Origin of the sequence: Aeromonas sp. ASNIH7 (assembly GCF_002903485.1) — a bacterium.
In the GTDB taxonomy this organism is placed as follows: domain Bacteria; phylum Pseudomonadota; class Gammaproteobacteria; order Enterobacterales; family Aeromonadaceae; genus Aeromonas; species Aeromonas caviae.
In genome coordinates this window covers 4,064,238-4,081,998 of sequence record NZ_CP026226.1, presented here as the reverse complement: position 1 = coordinate 4,081,998, position 17,761 = coordinate 4,064,238, and the positions used below count along the sequence as shown (strand labels likewise).

General features: G+C 64.9%; 11 protein-coding genes, 1 pseudogene and 1 riboswitch. Of the genes and pseudogenes, 4 read left to right on the top strand and 8 right to left on the bottom strand.

Annotation, left to right across the window (positions count from 1 at the left end; translation table 11 throughout):
- Window positions 1–193 precede the first annotated feature (193 nt).
- Both argA and lysC read left to right on the top strand, forming a co-directional pair.
- A complete protein-coding gene (gene argA / locus C2U47_RS19220) occupies window positions 194–1,522 on the top strand; it encodes an amino-acid N-acetyltransferase (protein WP_010674364.1) in 1,329 nt (442 codons plus the stop codon).
- A gap of 109 nt (window positions 1,523–1,631) precedes the next feature.
- A riboswitch (Lysine riboswitch) is annotated at window positions 1,632–1,856 on the top strand.
- A gap of 87 nt (window positions 1,857–1,943) precedes the next feature.
- Complete coding sequence (gene lysC, locus C2U47_RS19215; RefSeq protein ID WP_010674363.1) at window positions 1,944–3,296, top strand: lysine-sensitive aspartokinase 3; 1,353 nt, start codon at window positions 1,944–1,946, stop codon at window positions 3,294–3,296.
- Between the two features lie 116 nt (window positions 3,297–3,412).
- Here the strand turns inward: lysC and C2U47_RS19210 are convergent, their stop codons facing one another.
- On the bottom strand, window positions 3,413–4,507 hold the full coding sequence (locus tag C2U47_RS19210) for a hypothetical protein (RefSeq protein WP_041212861.1): 1,095 nt from the start codon (window positions 4,505–4,507) through the stop codon (window positions 3,413–3,415).
- Between the two features lie 251 nt (window positions 4,508–4,758).
- Between C2U47_RS19210 and C2U47_RS19205 the strand changes: the two are divergent.
- Window positions 4,759–7,028: pseudogene (locus tag C2U47_RS19205) on the top strand (LTA synthase family protein).
- Between the two features lie 478 nt (window positions 7,029–7,506).
- Here C2U47_RS19205 and C2U47_RS19200 read toward each other — a convergent pair.
- The 6 genes from C2U47_RS19200 to C2U47_RS19175 form a co-directional block, all read right to left on the bottom strand.
- Entirely contained in the window at window positions 7,507–7,824 is a 318-nt protein-coding gene (locus C2U47_RS19200; protein ID WP_010674360.1) for a heavy metal-binding domain-containing protein, read from the bottom strand.
- Window positions 7,825–8,204: 380 nt separating this feature from the next.
- Complete coding sequence (locus C2U47_RS19195; RefSeq protein WP_042015040.1) at window positions 8,205–9,497, bottom strand: NAD(P)/FAD-dependent oxidoreductase; 1,293 nt, start codon at window positions 9,495–9,497, stop codon at window positions 8,205–8,207.
- A 74-nt stretch (window positions 9,498–9,571) separates the two neighbouring features.
- On the bottom strand, window positions 9,572–10,111 hold the full coding sequence (gene ycfP / locus C2U47_RS19190) for an alpha/beta hydrolase YcfP (RefSeq protein WP_103261859.1): 540 nt from the start codon (window positions 10,109–10,111) through the stop codon (window positions 9,572–9,574).
- A gap of 184 nt (window positions 10,112–10,295) precedes the next feature.
- Entirely contained in the window at window positions 10,296–12,104 is a 1,809-nt protein-coding gene (locus C2U47_RS19185) for a M3 family oligoendopeptidase (protein WP_103261858.1), read from the bottom strand.
- A 78-nt stretch (window positions 12,105–12,182) separates the two neighbouring features.
- The gene (locus C2U47_RS19180; protein ID WP_103261857.1) at window positions 12,183–13,973 is read right to left on the bottom strand and encodes a M3 family oligoendopeptidase; all 1,791 of its coding nucleotides are present in this window, start codon (window positions 13,971–13,973) and stop codon (window positions 12,183–12,185) included.
- 169 nt (window positions 13,974–14,142) lie between these two features.
- Window positions 14,143–15,054, bottom strand: a complete 912-nt coding sequence (locus tag C2U47_RS19175) for a DUF808 domain-containing protein (protein ID WP_041212856.1) — start codon at window positions 15,052–15,054, stop codon at window positions 14,143–14,145.
- Window positions 15,055–15,260: 206 nt separating this feature from the next.
- Between C2U47_RS19175 and C2U47_RS19170 the strand changes: the two genes are divergently transcribed.
- The gene (locus C2U47_RS19170) at window positions 15,261–15,863 is read left to right on the top strand and encodes a DUF924 family protein (RefSeq protein ID WP_103261856.1); all 603 of its coding nucleotides are present in this window, start codon (window positions 15,261–15,263) and stop codon (window positions 15,861–15,863) included.
- Window positions 15,864–15,917: 54 nt separating this feature from the next.
- Here the strand turns inward: C2U47_RS19170 and C2U47_RS19165 are convergent, their stop codons facing one another.
- Window positions 15,918–17,516 carry a methyl-accepting chemotaxis protein gene (locus C2U47_RS19165; RefSeq protein ID WP_103261855.1) on the bottom strand — a complete coding sequence of 533 codons (1,599 nt, stop codon included), beginning with the start codon at window positions 17,514–17,516 and terminating at the stop codon, window positions 15,918–15,920.
- Between the last annotated feature and the right edge of the window lie 245 nt (window positions 17,517–17,761).

Below are 17,761 nucleotides of genomic sequence, written 5' to 3'. Positions count from 1 at the left end.
TATCAGGTTATTAGCCCGGATCAACCAGGGAGCGGCCCCCGGGGCGACCCTCCCGCCCTCGCCTGCGTCTTCCCCTCCCCGCCCGCACTGGTCAAAATGGCGACAAAAAAACACCAAGTCGATATTTAGTCTTGATTTGTGAATTTATTTTCATATATTGGGCAAATTGCTGCTTTTTTATGGAATGAAACACGTGCGTGAACGCGAACCCAGCTTGGTCCATGCCTTTCGGCAATCCACCCCTTATGTCAATGTGCACCGGGGTGCCACCTTCGTCCTGATGATCGGCGGGGAAGCCATTTGTCACCCCAATTTCGCCAACATCGTCAGCGACATCGCCCTGCTGCAGACCTTGGGGATCCGCCTGGTACTGGTGTTTGGTTCGCGTCCGCAAAATGACGAGGCCCTGGCCCGCGCCGGCATCCAGGCCCAGTATCACAAGCGGATCCGGGTCACCGACGATGCCAGTTTCGCCATCATCAAGCAGGTGTGCGGCGGTCTGCAATACGACATCACCGCCCAGCTCTCCATGGGGCTCGCCAACACACCCATGCAGGGGGCCCGCATCAGCGTGGTGAGCGGCAACTTCGTCACCGCCCAGCCGCTGGGTGTGGATGACGGCATCGACTTCTGCCACAGCGGCCGGGTGCGTCGCATCGATGTGGAGGGGATCACCCGCCAGCTGGATCAGCACGGCCTGGTGCTCATCTCCCCCATTGGCTGCTCGGTCACCGGCGAGAGCTTCAACCTGAGCTCGGAAGAGGTAGCCCGCCGGGTGGCGGTGGATCTCAAAGCCGACAAGCTCATCTGCTTCAGCAGCACCCAGGGGGTAATGGACAGGCACGGGGAGGCCATCTCCGAGCTCTTCCCCGAGCAGGCCGAAGAGCTGCTGGTGGCGCTGGAGCAGGCGGGGGAAGAGATGTCAGGCACCGCCCGCTACCTGCGCGCGGCCATCGCCTCCTGCCGGGGTGGCGTACCCCGCTCCCACCTGGTGAGCTATCAGGACGACGGCGCCATGCTGCAGGAGCTGTTCAGCCGCGAGGGGCTGGGTACCCAGATCGTGCGCGAAAGCGCCGAGCGGGCCCGGGCCGCCACCATTGAGGACATCGGCGGCATCCTGGATCTCATCCGTCCGCTGGAAGAGGAAGGGATCCTGGTGCGCCGCTCCCGGGAGCAGCTGGAGATGGAGATAGACAAGTTCACCATCATCGAGCGGGACGGCCTCATCATCGGCTGCGCCGCGCTCTATTGCTTCATGGAAGAAGCCATGGCCGAGATGGCCTGCGTCGCCATCCACCCGGAGTATCGCAACTCCAACCGGGGAGACACCCTGATCGCCAAGGTGGCCGAACGGGCCAGGCGGCTCGGCATCCGTCGCCTGTTCGTGCTCACCACCCGCTCCATCCACTGGTTCCGGGAGCGGGGCTTCGATCCCCTGGAAGTCGAAGATCTGCCGGTGGAGCGCCAGCGCTTCTACAACTGGCAGCGTCGCTCCAAGGTTTTGTCCAAGACCATTTCGTAACTGATTGATCTTGTGCCTGGTTACCGTCAATTTTGTTCTTTTTTACGAACTCGATTGACAGTGCAATCCAGACCAAGGTATTTGTACATGCACGCCACCTGTCACAGGTGGCACCAGAAGAGGAGCGCTGCCCAGGCAGCCCAGGGGAGGACACCAGTGTCCGGTGAACTTGGGTCAGGGGGAGCAGCGCCGAGACGAGGCGAGTGACTGGACACCGCCACGTCGGCTGCGGGGGCTGAATCCCCCGGGTTGTCATCGGTAGTGGTCATCCCACACCGCGCCCCACTTGGGGCGGGTACGGGATGGGCTCTGCAGGTGGAGTGCTTCTGGCCGGGATCCTCGCGTTTTCCTGCCATTTTTTGCCTCCTCCTCTCTATTTGCCCGATGAAACCGGATTTTCACCTTGAGACAGGAGTATGCAATGAACCCGATCAATGTCGCCAAGTTTGGCGGAACCAGCGTCGCCAATGCCGCGGCCATGAACCACTGCGCCGACGTGGTGCTGGCCAATCCGGCGACCCGGGTGGTGGTGCTGAGCGCCAGCGCCGGCGTCACCAACCTGCTGGTGAGCCTGGCTCAGGGTGAACTGGACGAAGCCGGACAGGATGCCCAGCTTGCCAGGCTTGCCGACATCCAGCTGGCCATTCTGGCCGCCCTTGGCAACCCGAGCGACGTGAGCGCCCTCATCCATGCCCAGCTCGGCGACATTCGCACCATGGCCCGTCAGGCCAGTCAGCACACCGACGCCGAACTCGCCGATCGCCTCATCGCCTGCGGCGAGCTGATGTCCACCCGTCTCTTCACCGAACTCCTGCACCAGCGCGGGGTCAAGGCCCAGTGGCAGGATGCGCGCCAACTGCTGCGCACCGACAGCCGCTTTGGCAAGGCCACCGTGGATCTCGCGGCGACCCGCGCCCTCTGCCAGCAGGCGGTGGGCCCGTTGCTGGGTGACAGCCTGGTCATCACCCAGGGCTTCATCGGTGCCGACGGCGATGGTCGCACCACCACCCTCGGCCGTGGCGGCTCCGACTACAGCGCGGCCCTCCTGGCCGAGGCACTGGACGCAGGCAGCATCGAGATCTGGACCGACGTGCCCGGCATCTACACCACGGATCCCCGCCTGGTTACCCGCGCCCGCCCCATCCCCGAAATCAGCTTCGTGGAGGCGGCGGAGATGGCCACCTTCGGCGCCAAGGTGCTGCACCCGGCCACCCTGCAACCCGCGCTGCGCCAGGACATCCCGGTGTTCGTGGGCTCCGCCAAGGACCCCGCCGCCGGTGGCACCTGGATCCGCGCCACCACCCGCAGCAACCCGCTGTTCCGGGCCGTGGCCCTGCGCCGCCAGCAGGTGCTGGTGACCCTGCACAGCCTCAACATGTTCCACGCCTACGGCTTCCTGGCCGAGGTGTTCGGCATCCTGGCCCGTCACCGCATCTCGGTGGATCTCATCACCACCTCCGAGGTGAGCGTCTCCCTGACCCTGGATCACACCGGCAGCCAGAGCAACGGCGAACCCATCCTGAACGACAAGGTGCTGGCGGAGCTCGGCCAGCTGTGCAAGGTGGAAGTGGAGACCGGCTTCGCCCTGGTGGCGCTCATCGGCAACCGCATGAGCGAGGCGGCCGGGGTGGGCAGCCAGGTGTTCGACGCCATCCGCGAGCACAACATCCGGATGATCTGCTACGGCGCCAGCGCCCACAACCTCTGCTTCCTGGTCAAAGAGGACGAGGCGGGCCACATCGTCAACTGCCTGCACCGGGAACTGCTCGACTGAGTCGCCCCAGCGCTGGCACACAACGAGCCTCCTCCGCCCCATCACACCCGGGGCGGCCTTCCCCACTCAGCAAAGAGGGGCGCCGCGGCGCCCCTCTTGTCACTCTTCTTCCACCATCAGCTGGTGACCAGGGTAGCCCGGGTGGGCAGCAGATTGGCCCGGATCTGCTCGCGCAGCCCTCCCAGCCGTTGCAGCAACCCGGCCTGACCGAGCCCCGCTTCGTCAGGGGCCAGATTGTCCACCAGGGCCGGGAAGTGCTCCTGTACCGCCTGCTCCAGCCAGTCGAGGCGGCGCAGGGTGAGCGGGCCGCAGCTCTTGCCGCTGAGGTCGTCCAGGATGTCGAGCCGATGGCTGCGGTACATGTCGCGCCACCAGTTGGCCGCCAGCGCCTCGTCGCTTGCCAGCGCCGCACTCCACTCCCCCACCAGTCCCTGCATCCGCGCCAGCACGGGGGCGCTCGCCCCCTCCCGCGACAGGTATTGCAGCTCTCCCCTGGCCCAGGCGAGGCAGAGCTCGCGCCAGCGGCGAAACAGCGGCAAGGGATCCGCCTCGTCCAGCCAGAGCCCGGAGAGGGTGCGGGTTTCCAGCCGCTCAGGCACGTGGAAGTCGGGATCGGTGAGGCCGTTGGAATTGAACTCGTGCAGGGGATCGAAGGGCCACATGTAGCCAAAATCGAACACCGAGATATGCTGGCCGTCATCCAGCAGGTTGCCCGGGCTCGGATCCCAGTCAAACCAGCCCCAGCGGGCCAGCTCCGCCTCCACCGCCAGCATCTGCGCCAGGTTGCGCTCGCAGAGCGTGCGCACCGGCTCCCCCCGCAGCCAGGGGGAGACCAGCACCCCGGCCCGGGCGGAGCCGAAACTGGTGCAGACCACGTTGGAGAGGATGGTGGGGTGCAGCTCCCGCAGGCTCTCTATCTCCCGACGCCGCTCCAGCTCGGTGAGAAAGGCGGTCTTGCCGTCCACATTGGCCACCAGAGAGTCCTGGCGGCAGCGTTTCAGGCACCAGTGGTGCCCCTCCACCTTGAGATGGAACACCTCGGCGGTGAGCCCGTGACCGTAGACCTTGACGACGTCCGGGTGATCCTCGGTCAGCCGGACGAGCTGGGGCAGCGGCAGGGGGCAGTCCCGCTCCCGCCCGATCCGGATCTCTTCTTTGCTCTCCAGCATCTGGAGCAATCTGGCCTGACGCGCCGCAACTTTGGGATTCATACATGTACCTCCAACCGTTACTGAGAGACTAAACAGCGCCCCCCTCCCAGACCAGCAGCAAAGGCTCATGATGACGCTTTCATCACAGAATGAGTGCCCCTGGCAGATCGGGATCACAAATTGCTTCACTGTGCTCATCACGGAATATTCATCTTGTTGTCATTAAATTGACATCAAGGAACAAGCCACGCACCATCGGGTCAAAATAGAGGCAGTTGTCGCTGCCATGACCGCTCCAAGGATGAGCCCTTATGAATGCCCCCGTCACCGGCCACCGCCCCGCCTCCCAGCCCCTGGCCGGGCTGTTGCTGGGTCTGCTGACCGCCCTGCTGCTGCTGACCCTCGCCCTGCCGCTGCTCAACCCCGTCAGCTGGCTCGGGCGTGCCGCCCCCCTCATTCTGGGCCCGGCGGATCAGCCCATCGCGACCCTCAATCGCTACAGCCTGCTCTACAAAAGTGACAACCGGGGCTTCTATCTGGTGGTGCGCAGCCAGTGGCAACTGCTCAAACCCCTGCAGGAGGGGGACAAGGTGCGGGTGGAGCTGCTCAACGACAAAGGGGTGCGCATCGACCAGCTGAGCCAGGCGGTGGACAAGCGCCAGAAGTGCCGCAAGGAGCGCTGCACCCTGAGCCTCAACAGCGCCCTGCGCGCCCCCGACGACGCCCTGGACAGCCGCTACCAGCTGCGCATCGGGCTGCTGCTGGCAGACAGGCCGGAGAGCGCCGAATACAGCCAGATCCTCCAGACCCTGCCGGAGCGCGGTTTCAACCTCCTCTACCTGATGACCAGCCTGCTGCTGGTGCTGCTGGTGAGCGCCGCCGTGCTCAAAGCCCTGCTGCCGCGGCTGCGCCGAAGCTACCGCGCCCGGGTGGCAGGCAGCCTGCTGCTCGGCAACCTCACCTTCGTGCTGCTTCACGGCTTCGTGGTGTTCAAGCTGGGGGAATTCCTGTTCTGGTCGGGCTTTCGGCCAGAGCACTACTACCTCGCCTGGGGCAGCATGGTGCTGGGCTGGAGCCTCTGTGCCCTCGCGGGCTTCAGCCTCTATATGGGGCTGCTCTTCACCGCCCTCTCGGGCATCGGGCTGCTCGCCAACTTCATGAAGATCGCCATCTACGGGGTGCCGCTGGGGGGGACGATCTGGGCAACCTGCTGGCCCTGCTGCACATCCTGCTCGATCAGCACCCTGTGGTGCCGGTGCTCGTCGTGCTGGGGCTCCTCTTTCTGGTGTGGCGCTTCGCCCTCTCCCGCTGGATCCTGCGGGGCTTGCTGCGCACCGCCGCCGCCACCGCCGCCTTCTTTGCCCTCTGCGTGTTCGCCACCCAGACCGGCAACAAGCTGCTCGGGGCCAACATCCGCTATGTGGACAGGGCGGTGAACTACCACAGGGACATCATCCGCGCCGGCCCCGGCCTCTACCTGTTCAACCTGGTGGACGAGATGCTGCAAAGCGGCAACGTGTTTCGCTACCCCTTGCAGATCAACGAGCGCACCCCGGAGCTGAGCCTGCCCGCCCAGCCCAGGGCTCCCCGCTTCGATCTGGTGATCGTGCTGCAATACGAGTCGCTCTGGCTTGACTGGCAGGGCCGTCTCTGCGCCCCCGCCCCCACCTTGAGCCTGCCCGCCAGCGTGGCCCAATGGCGCAAGACCATCCACTCCCCCACCACGGGCGGCATGACGGTACTGGCGGAGTTCGAGATGAACACCGGCCTGCCGGTGGGCCTGCTCAAACAGGGGGTGGTGCCCTACTACTACCTCTCAGACAAGGTGCCCGGCCTTGCGCGCAGCGCAGCCCAAAGCGGCTACCAGACCCTGTTCGCCCACCCCTATGTGGAGAAGTTCTGGGGCCGCGCCAAGGCGATCCCGGCCCTCGGCTATCAGGAGCGCTGGTTCGATACCCGCTTCACCGCCCTCGAGCACAAGGGGCTCTACATCTCCGACGATGCCCTCATCGATCACCTGCTCAAACGCAGCAACCAGGACGATCAGCCCCTGTTCGCCTACGCGGTCACCATGCAGGGGCACGGCCCCTTCGACGGGGATCGCTACCGGGCCCAGCAGCGCAGCGGCGCCTGCCCGGATCAGAGCCCGGCGGATACCCAGTTGCTCAACACCTACTACACCGGGGTGGTGGACGCCATGGCCTCCCTGGAGCGGCTGCTCAAGACCCTGGACAACTCCGGCAAGCGCTACCTGGTGGTGGCCTTCGGGGACCACCAGCCCTTCCTGATGTCGGCGGGCAAGGGTATCCACGGCACCAAACCGCCACGGGATGCCAGCTACCAGATCCCCATGATGGCCTTCACTCGGGCCGGGGACGGGCTGGATCTCGCCCGCCAGTTCGACCCGGTGCGCCAGCTCTACCAGATGGGCCAGGCCACAAGGCAGCTGCTGGCGGGGGACCTCACCCCCATCCGTGACCAACCCCTGCTCCACCCGGTGCTCGGGGAAGAGAAAGGCTTCGACCCCTCCCCCCTGGTGCCGCAGATCCGCGCCAGCTTCCGGCCCGATGCATTGCCCTGATCGATTGAGACACGAGGGACACAGATCCTTGCAACACTTCCGGCCCGATGCCCTGCCCTGATCCGCAGCGAACTAGCAGACGACAAAGAGGTCGCCCGGGCGACCTCTTTTTATGGGCGGGATGCGAGTACAGTGCCGCCTGCACCTCGCCATGTTCGTCCCGACCTGGGCTCTGCGACCCCTGACAGGTCATTTTTTTGTTTAGATATATCAAACGATAACTCATTATCGAATAGCAAAATTGAACAACTTTGCCGACCTTCAGGCCCCGTGCCCCCCATGTTCCCGCACCTTCTCCGGGCCGGGCCGCTTTTTCTCTCATTCCCGGCCAGCCCAGAACCATCGGGGCATTCGATACGTTCAGGCCTTGAGCCCCACTCACTTGCACCCACCTTTGCGCGTCACACCCAACAAAAAGCCGACCTCGGGGTCGGCTTGTGACGGGGCGTTTGGCCATGCAGGGCCGGGCACTGGCGGGCTAGATCACCACGGCGGTGCCGCTGATGCTGACCATCAGCATGCTGCCGTTCTGGCCCACCACCTCGTAGTCGATGTCGATGCCCACCACGGCGTTGGCCCCCAGCGCCTGGGCACGCTCCTTGAGCTCCTCGAAGGCGATCTCCCGGGCCCGGGCCAGCTCTTTTTCGTAGGCGCCGGAGCGACCGCCGATGATGTCGCGGATGCCGGCGAACAGATCCTTGAAGATGTTGGCGCCGAGGATGGCTTCGCCCACGACGATGCCGCGGTACTCGCGAATGGTCTTGCCTTCCAGGGTGGGGGTGGTTGAGAGGATCATGAGGTCTCCTGTGAGTTGGGCTGGGTGCGCGAAGCACCGTTGCCGTCATGGTAGCAAGGCGCTGGCCAAAGCATAAGCCCGGCGTGGCCAGGGGCTTCAAGCACAGCGCCCGCCAGGCTCATCAAGGTGCCATCCATACGGCCTGTGTCGTGCCACTTACCCCCTCAAAGCGACCTTGGGCACCGGTGCTGGGGAGAGTGCTTCCAGGCCACGATGAAAGCGGGGCCTTGATGATGCAGACACGACGGCAGCTGCACCCGGCCCTCTACTTCTTCGCCCTCAACTACGGCAGACGTTTCTAGCGTCGCCCTGCGTCGGCCATAAAAAAAGGAGAGGCAAGCCTCTCCTTCTTGATGTTCGCAGCGGCAGCCGCCATGCACTCAGTGCAGCTTCATGCTCGGGCGCAGCACCCGGTTGATGCGGCCCACCAGCATGATGAGGCCGGTCTTGATGTAGCCGTGCAGGGCGACCTGGTGCATCCGGTAGAGGGAGATGTAGACCAGGCGCGCGATGTAGCCTTCTACCATCATGGAGCCGCGCATCAGGTTGCCCATCAGGCTGCCCACGGTGGAGAAGCGGCTCAAGGAGACCAGGGAGCCGTGATCGTGGTAACGGTAGGGCTTCATCTCGCCGCCGTTCATCTTGGCCAGGATGTTCTTGAACGCCTGGGTCGCCATCTGGTGGGCGGACTGGGCGCGGGGCGGCACGAACTTGCCGTCCGGCTGCGGGCAGGCGGCGCAGTCGCCGATGACGAAGATGTTCTCGTCCCGGGTGGTCTGCAGGGTCTCGTGGACCACCAGCTGGTTGATGCGGTTGGTTTCCAGGCCCGCGATCTCCTTCATGAAGTCCGGCGCCTTGATGCCCGCGGCCCACACCATGAGGTCTGCTTCAATCAGCTCCCCATCCTTGGTGTGCAGACCATCGCTGGTCGCTTCGGTGATCATGGTGGCGGTGCGCACGTCCACGCCCAGCTTCACCAGCTCCTGATGGGCGGAGCCGCTGATGCGCTCCGGCAGGGCCGGCAGGATGCGGGGGCCCGCTTCCACCAGGGTCACCTTGAGGCTGTCGGTGGTGAGGTTCTTGAAGCCGTAGGCGTAGAGCTGCTCCACCGCGTTGTAGAGCTCGGCGGAGAGCTCGACGCCGGTGGCGCCGCCGCCGACGATGGCGATCTTCACCTTGTCACCGGGCTGGTATTCGGTGGCGAACTGCAGGAAGCGGTTCATCATGCTGTTGTAGAAGCGGTGCGCCTGGGAGGGGCTGTCCAGGAAGATGCAGTGATCCTTGATGCCCTTGGTGTTGAAGTCGTTGGAGACGGAGCCGATGGCCATCACCAGAATGTCGTAAGCCACTTCCCGCTCGTTGACCACCAGGGCGCCGCTCTCGTCGTGGATGGGGGCCAGCACGATGCGTTTCTCGTCGCGCTTGATGTCGGTCAGGCTGCCGAGCTGGAATTCGAAGCCGTGGTTCTTGGCGTGGGACTGGTAGCTCAGGGCGTCGATGCCCGCATCCATGGAGCCGGTGGCCACTTCATGCAGCAGGGGTTTCCACAGGTGGGTGCGATTGCGATCCACCAGGGTGATCCTGGCCTTGTTCTTCTTGCCCAGCTTGCGGCCCAGGCTGGTCGCAAGCTCGAGACCACCGGCGCCACCGCCTACAACGACAATATTCATCATGATGATTTTCCTTGGTTCCTCAAAACGAAAGGGAGCCATTGGCTCCCTAAAACGAAATCGGTTGACGTGATGGCTCAGGCTTCTTTGAAGGCCTTCATCCGTTGCAGATGGTGCGAGATGTTCTTGAACTTATGGGTCTCGCGCTCATCCCATACGATGTCGTAATAGTTCTTCAATTCACGTTCAGTGTCCCGATTATCGCGGATTTCATCCTGAACGGAAAGGATGCACAGGCAGTTTCCTGAATTTTTATTACGAAATTCGGTTACACACTTGGTGCCGATGTCCTCGTACTCCTCCGGCCGGTCGATCTTGCCCTGCATGTTCTCTTCCGGGTGCAGATTGGGGTTGAAGACCACCTGCTTGATGCCGCACAGAAACCCGATCCGCTCGCTCCAGTAGCCACCCAGGCCCACGCCGCAGATGAGGGGGTTGGGATCGGTGCTCATGTCGAGCTGCTTCTTCACTTCCTTGAGCAGGTGGCTCATGTCGTGGCGGGGGTGAACCGTGCTGTAGTGCACGAAACGCACATCATCATCGATAAACTGCAACTGCAGCACTTTTTCATGATTGCCGGGGCTGGTGGCATCAAAGCCATGCAGATAGATGATCATGGACAAGACCTCAAAAACTGTGTCGGTTCTATCGAAACTACCCCAGCGACAGGGCCTTGCGCCACCAAAACATCCCACTTTCTTGCTTTGGATCACGCCCCTTCGGGCCACCAAACCGCGCGTCGGGGCGGCTGTGGCAGCGCCATGCCCCGGCGGGACATGGCGCAAACCGGGTCTGGCGAGGTTACCCGCCGCACTGGGCGAAGCGCGCCACCGCCGCTTCCACCAGGGCCAGGCTCCCCTGCCAGAAGGCGGGTTTTCGAATGTCCTGCCCCAAATGCCGTTCGACCAGTTCTTCGGCGCTCATGCGACCGGTGTCTCGCAGCAGGGCGCGGTAGGCCTCGGCCACCCCCGCCTCCCCTGCGGCCTTGCGGCTCATCAGCTGCTGATAGACCCCGAGGCTGAACAGATAGCCAAAGAGGTAGGGGTAGTTGTAAAAACCGAAGCCCGCGATGGAGAAGTGCGCCTTCGCGGCCCAGAACAGGGGGTGATAGCGGTCGAGGCTCTGCTCGTACCAGCGCCCCCAGGCCTCGTCGGTGAGCCCCTTGAGCCGGGTCGACGACACATAGCCCTGCTCGCGCTCGGCCACCAGGGCCCGCTCGAAGTCGAAGCGGGCCGGGATGTTGACCAGGAAGGTGGCGGCGCCATCGGCATCCGCCCAGGCGATGGCCAGACGCTCCTCGGCGCTTCGGGCCTGCTCGTAGAGGGCGCTGCGCACCAGGGTCTCGGCGAAGATGGAGGCGGTCTCCGCGAGCGTCATGGGGTAGCTGCGCTGGCTCATGGGCAAGTCGCGGATGAGCCAGTTGTGCCAGGCGTGACCGAGCTCGTGGGCCAGCGTGATGACGTTGTCCATGGTGCCCGCATAGGTGATGAAGACCCGCGGCTCCACCGGCTCGGCAAACTTGGTGCAATAGGCCCCGGTGCGCCGGTTGGGGGTGGGGGCGGCATCAATCCAGCCGCGCTCGGCCATCATGCGGGCAAAGTCCCCCATCTCGGGGTCAAAGCGCGCGAAGGCCTGGGCGATGATGTCGACCGCCTCCTCGAAGGGGATCTCCCGGCGGCTGGCGGCAGGGGGCGGCGCAAAGAGATCCTCCGGCCCCAGCACCTCGAGGCCGAGGTGACCGGCCATCAGCCCCAGGGCCCGCTGGCCCAGATGGCGGGCCTGCCAGGTCTCCGCCATCAGGGTATCCAGGGTCGCCCGCTCGATGTGGCTCTGGTGGCAGGAAACGTCCAGGGCATCGAGGCGCCGGTGTTTGCTGCGCTGGCGCGAGAGCTCCAGGCGCCAGCCGTTGAGGGCGTTGAGGATGGCTGCCACCGTCTCCTGCTCCCCTTCCCAGCCGGCGCTGATGGCATCGAAGGCCTCTTTGCGCAGGGCACGATCCGGGCTGGAGAGCAGGTTGCTCGCCTCCGCCAGCCCCATCTCGCGACCCGCGATCACCAGCCTTATCTTGCCCACCAGATCGTTGTAGAGGTTGCCCCAGGCGTGCAGGCCATCGGTGCCAAGGCCGATGACCAGTTGCTCCGCCTCCACCGGCAGCCGCTGATCCTGCAGGCGGCGCTCGTGGTGCAGCCGGTACCCCTCCTCCCCGAGCAAGGGGTCAGCCATCAGTCGCTCAAACTCGGGCGCAGGCAGCCCCAGCATCAGATCTTCGATGGGGGCCAGCGTCTTGAACAGATCCGCATTGAGGGCACGGGCCCGGGAGGCAACCTGCTTGGCGAGGGGATCCCGGGCGTCCTGGCTCCCCTTGCAGGCGGCCAGCACGGCGATGTTCCAGCCGATGTCGCGAATGCGCCGGGCCCGCAGGCGTACCTCCCTGAGGAAGTCCTGCAAGGCGCCTGGGGTGCGCGGAACCTGGGCCAGTCCCTCGATAAAACCGCTCAGCTCGGCCAGGCTGGCGCGGGCCAGGCTCATGTCCGCCTCGAGGACACAGCTGTCGAGGGAGGGGTAGATGTGATCATTTTGCCACTGCTGTGGATAGACTCGTTGTTGCATCGAACGCTCATCGTCAGGGACGGGCCTGGCCCGTCGTGAAATCCAGGTGGCCAGAGCCACCACCTTCGCGGGCAGGCATCACACCAGCCGCTCGAGGCGCACCACCGCCTCTTCCACATAGCGCAGGCTCTCCTGCCAGAACCCGGGTTCGCGGATGTCGACCCCCAGGTGCTTCTCCACCAGCGCCTCGGCGCTCATGCGGCCGGTATCTCGCAGCAGGGCGCGATAGGCGGGCACAAACTCGCCCCCGGCCCGCGCATGCTGGGCATAGAGCCCCAGGCTGAAGAGATAGCCAAACAGATAGGGGTAGTTGTAGAACCCGGACTCGGCGATGGAGAAGTGACCCTTGCTGGCCCAGAACAACTCGTCATACTGGCTGAGGGCGTCACCATAGCACTGCTGCTGCGCCGATTTCATCATCTCCCGCATCTGGCTCGCCCCCACGTAACCCGCCTCCCGCGCCGTCACCAGGGCGCGTTCGAAGGCAAAGCGGGCGGGGATGTCGAGAAGCAGGCTCGCGGCCCGCTCCCCGTCCAGCCAGGCGATGGCCCGGCGCTGCTCCACCTTGTCGGTGGCGGCCAGCAGGGCATCGCGCACCAGGATCTCGGCAAAGAGGGAGGCGGTCTCCGCCAGCGTCTTGGGGTAGCCCCGCTGTTCGAAGGGAAGATCCCGCAGCAACCAGCTGTGCCAGGCGTGGCCGAGCTCATGGGCCAGGGTGATGACGTTGTCCATGGTCCCCTCGAAGGTGAGGAAGACCCTTGGCTCGGGCGGATCGGCATACTCGGTGCAATAGGCGCCACTTCGCCTGTGCTCGCTCGGGGCGGCATCAATCCACCCCTTGTCGGCCATCATGCGGACAAACGCCCCCATCTCGGGATCGAAGGCGGCAAAGGCCTCCATCACCAGATTCAGCGCCTGCTCGAAGCCGAACTTGCCGTGCACGGCCTGGGGCGCCGGGGCAAAGAGATCCCAGGGGGCGAAGTCGGTGATCTGCTGGGCACAGGCCATGGCCCTCAAGGCGCGGCGCCCGAGCTCCCTGTGCTCCCCGGCCGCCGCCATCAGGGTCTCCAGGGTCGCGCCCGTGATGTGCTCCTGATGGCAGGTGACCTCGAGGGCATCCAGCCTGCGCCCCTTGCCACGCTGGCGGCCGAGCTCGTTGCGCCAGCCGTTGATGGCGTTGAGAATGGCGGTCACCGTCTCCTGCTCCGCCTCCCAGGCGCCCTGGATGGCGTGCCAGGCACTGGCGCGCCGCGCCCTGTCCGGGTGGGCGAGCAGGTTGTCCGCCTGGGCAAGCCCCATGGGCACCCCCTCCACCACCGGCAGCAGCCGCCCCACCAGGTTGTCATAGAGATCCCCCCACCCCTGCAGGCCGTCTACCGCCAACCCCTCGATGAGCTGCTCGCTCTCGAGCGAAAGCCACTGATCCTGCTGCGCTCTGTCGTGATGGATGTGGTAGGCCAGCTCGAAGAGTTCGGGATCTTGCAGCAGGGTGCGCACCAGTGACTTGGGGGCGCGAACCCAGAACAGGTCCACCGGCTTGCTGCGCTGGGCCAGGGTCGCCTCCAGCTGCTGGCCCCGGGAGAGCAGTACCCGGGCCTCCTCGTCGCGCCCGTTCTGGCTCAGCCGGTTGTAACCATAGACCTGACTGTTCCAGACCAGGCTCTTCACCCCGTTGGCCTCGCGGCGGATGGCCCGCAGCAGGTGGCGCAGGGCATTGGCATCCGCAACGGGATGGGCGGGATCCGGCAGGTCCGCCAGGAGGGCGTCAAGCCGGGTGAGGGCGCGGGCAGCCTCCTGGAAGGCGGCCTCGATGGCAGGATCGTCGGGGGCGGCATAGATGTGATCATCTCGCCAAACGGGTGGTTTCATGGTTGTCCTTGTCTGTTTGCGTCCATATCGGGTCACCCCGCCTCTGCGGGCGGGTGAAACCGGATAGTACGAAGGGGGCCAGGCACTTGCCTAGCCCCCATTCGAGGCAACCGGCAGAAGAGCGCCCCCGGGTGCGACGGCCCCTGTCGGCCCTCCCCCGACAAGCGACCTATTTGGCGGGCTGAAGCTTGCTCACCAGGGTCATGGCCACCACCAGCACCAGCCCTGCCACCACGCCGGCCAAGGCGCTCAGCAGGGTGGGCGTCACCACGGCCAGTACCCCGCCGACCCCGGGCAGGGCGGCCACCGTGTCCGCCGTCCCTTCGATGAGATGATGGAGGAAGGGCCAGCCATGGACCAGAATGCCGCCGCCGACCATGAACATGGCGATGGTGCCCACCAGGGCAAGCAGGTGCATCAGACGGGGCGCCGTCACCAGCAGCCCCTGCCCCACCGCCCGGCGCACGGCGCCGCCATCGGGCTTTTGCAGCAGGTGCAGACCGATGTCGTCGAGCTTGACGATGAGCCCCACCAGGCCATAGACCCCGACGGTCATCAGCAGGGCGATGCCCGCCACCACGGCGATCTGCAGGCCCAGGCTCGACCCCTGCACGGTGCCGAGGGCGATGACGATGATCTCCGCCGAGAGGATGAAATCGGTGCGAATGGCCCCCTTTACCTTCTGGCGCTCATAGGCCGCCAGATCCTCGGGCACCGGCGCCGCCTGATGCGCCTCTTCCTCGTGGGGCAGGAACTTGTGGACCAGCTTCTCCGCCCCCTCGAAACAGAGGTAGGCCCCCCCCAGCATCAGGAGCGGGGTGATGAGCCAGGGGATAAGAGCACTGATGGCGATGGCGGCAGGCACCAGGATGAGCTTGTTGCGAAACGACCCCTTGGCCACCGCCCACACCACCGGCAGCTCACGCTCGGCCCGCACCCCGGAGACTTGCTCTGCATTGAGGGCGAGATCGTCCCCCAGCACCCCGGCCGTCTTCTTCGCCGCCACCTTGGTCATCAGGGCGACATCATCGAGCACGCTGGCAATATCATCGAGCAGGGTCAACAAACTGGCTCCGGCCATATCTGGCATTCCTTCTATTGAGTGGGACACATCCGGGCTGCCCCGGTCAGGGTGATGAGGGGGTCAGGGGACCACGGGCCCATCCGGGGATCACCCTTTGGGGCAAAAGATGGCACAGTGTAACGGGAAGCCGCCACGGCGGCAGCCCCCCATGGCAGATCCCCTGCTCCGTTTTCACCTCACGGCCACCGGCCCAAGGAGTTCCCATGCAACCCTGGCAACCTCTGCTCGATTTCTGGTTTGGCGATGACGCAGACGACGCTCCCCGTGCCGCCCGTCAGGCCCCCCTCTGGTGGGGCAAGAGCAGCGAGACCGATGCCCTGCTGGCCTCACGCTTCGGCGAACTGGCGGCCCGTGCCGCAGCGGGCGAGCTCGCCCGTTGGGAGGACGATCCCGCAGGGCGCCTGGCCCTCATCCTGCTGCTGGACCAGCTGCCGCGAAACCTTCACCGCCACACCCCCGCCGCCTTCGCCCAGGACGACAAGGCCAGGGCGCTGTGCCTCAAGGGGCTCACCCTCGTGGTCGACAAGGGGCTCTCGCCGCTGGCCCGGGTCTTCTTCTATCTGCCCCTCGAGCACGCGGAGTCCAAAGAGCAGCAGGCCAGAAGCGTCGCCCTGTTCGAGGCCCTGGCCGACGAGCAGGCCACAGACCCGGCCCGGACCACCTTCGAAGGCTTTGCCGACTTTGCCCGCCGCCACCAGGTGATCGTCGATCGCTTTGGCCGCTTCCCCCACCGCAACGCCATCCTGGGCAGGGCGAGCACGGAGGAAGAGGCCGCCTTCCTGCAACAGCCCGGTTCGGGGTTCTGACATAAAAAAATCCCCGCCATGGGCATGGCGGGGAGAGAACAACCGATCCGCACCTCACTGGATGCGATAGCGGGAGATCTGCTGGTGGATATTCTCCGTGGTCACGTTCAGCTCCTCCGCCGTGCTGCTGGTCTGCTGCACCACCTGGGCTATCTGCTCGACCTGGAGGGCGATGGATTCCGCCGCCGAGGTCTGCTCGCGGATGGCCAGGGTGATCTCGCCGACCTGATCCATGACGCGATGGGAGGCCTGGCGGATCTGGGTGATGATGGCCCCGCTTTCCGTCGCCATGGCCACCCCTTGCGCCACCTTCTCCTCCACCAGGACCATTCTGGCCACCGTGGCCTCGGACCCTTGCTGGATAGCCTCCACCGTCCTTGAGATCTCCTGGGTCGACTGGGCCGTCCGCTCCGCCAGCTTGCGCACCTCGTCGGCGACCACCGCAAAGCCGCGTCCCTGCTCACCGGCCCGCGCCGCCTCGATGGCGGCGTTGAGCGCCAGCAGGTTGGTCTGCCCCGCCACATCGTTGATGACGTTCACCACCCCACCGATGCGGGAGATCCCCTCCCCCAACGCCGTCACATCGCGGGAGGCCTGACGAATGGCATCGGCGATGTCGTTGATGGCGAGCACAGTGCGCTCTATGGTGGCCCCGCCGTCACTGGCGAGCTTGCCGGATTCATTGGTGATGCGGCTGGTCTCCTGGGTGCGCTGGGAGATGTCCGTGATGCTCACGCTCATCTCCTCCACCCCGGCGGCGATAAGGCTGGTGGCGTCATTGGCCTGACTCGCCGACTCCGCCATGTGCTGGGCCGCCTGGGAGAGGGACTCTGCCGTGCTCTTGATTTGCAGGCTGCCCACCGAGAACTCGGTGAAGGTCTGCTGCAAGGTGTCCAGCAGGCGGTTGACCGCCGTCAGCGTCTGGCCGATCTCGTCCTGCTGGCTCACATTGGCCCGCAGGGTGAAGTTCAGGTCGCGCTGGATCTCGGACAGGGTCGCCATGGCCAGACGGAGGGGATTGGCGACCTGCCTGAACAGCCAGAGAAAGAGCACCAGCGTGAGGGCACCCGTGCCCACCGAGATGAACAACAGGGCCTGCATGCTGCTATCGGCATTCTGCTCGCCTCGCAGCTTGACGGCGTCACCTTGCTGGATGTTGAAGTGGACGTGCTTGTCGATGGCCTGGGAAAGCTGCTCAAACAAGGGGGCAAGCTCCTTGTCGATCGCCTCTCTGGCCTCCACATTCTTGTTCTCGCGGGACAGGCGCAGGACGTCTTCAGAGGCCTTGCCGTACTGGGCAACCAGGCGCCGATCATCGGCGACGAGCTGCCTGTCCTCCTCATTGGAGATCATCCCGTTTTCATACTGGCTCAGCAGGGCGTCCATCTTGGTGTGAAGGGATGCAATGCTCTGCTTTATCTGACTCATCTTGCCGTCGTCGGTGTTGAGCACGTGCGCCTGGATCAATGAATGCAGGGCGTAGAAGTCTGTCTGTATCTCCTTGATCGTGGAAATGCTGGGGACGGTGTTGTCTGTTACATAGCTGAGATCCGCATTGGCGGAGGAGAGTCTGCTGATGCTGAACCAGCTGAGACACCCCAGGGCCAGCATGACCAGCAGGGCAATGAGTTGAAGCCGACGAGCGATATTCATGAGTGCTTACTCCATCCATAGACTCCCTGCCAGTGCAGCCGATGCGGGCCCCGAAAATAGCGCCTAAAACATGCATTTCATTACACTTTTCAACTTCTGCTCGGCCGCGTCACACCCGCCGCCCCAACCCGGCCTTCGGGACCGCCGCCCCCCTCTGGCAGAATGGAAAAAGGAAGGCATTCGCCTTCCTTTTTTGCCCGGGGCGGCCGCACTGGCGGCCCATGAGCCCCGTGACGGGGCGCTCG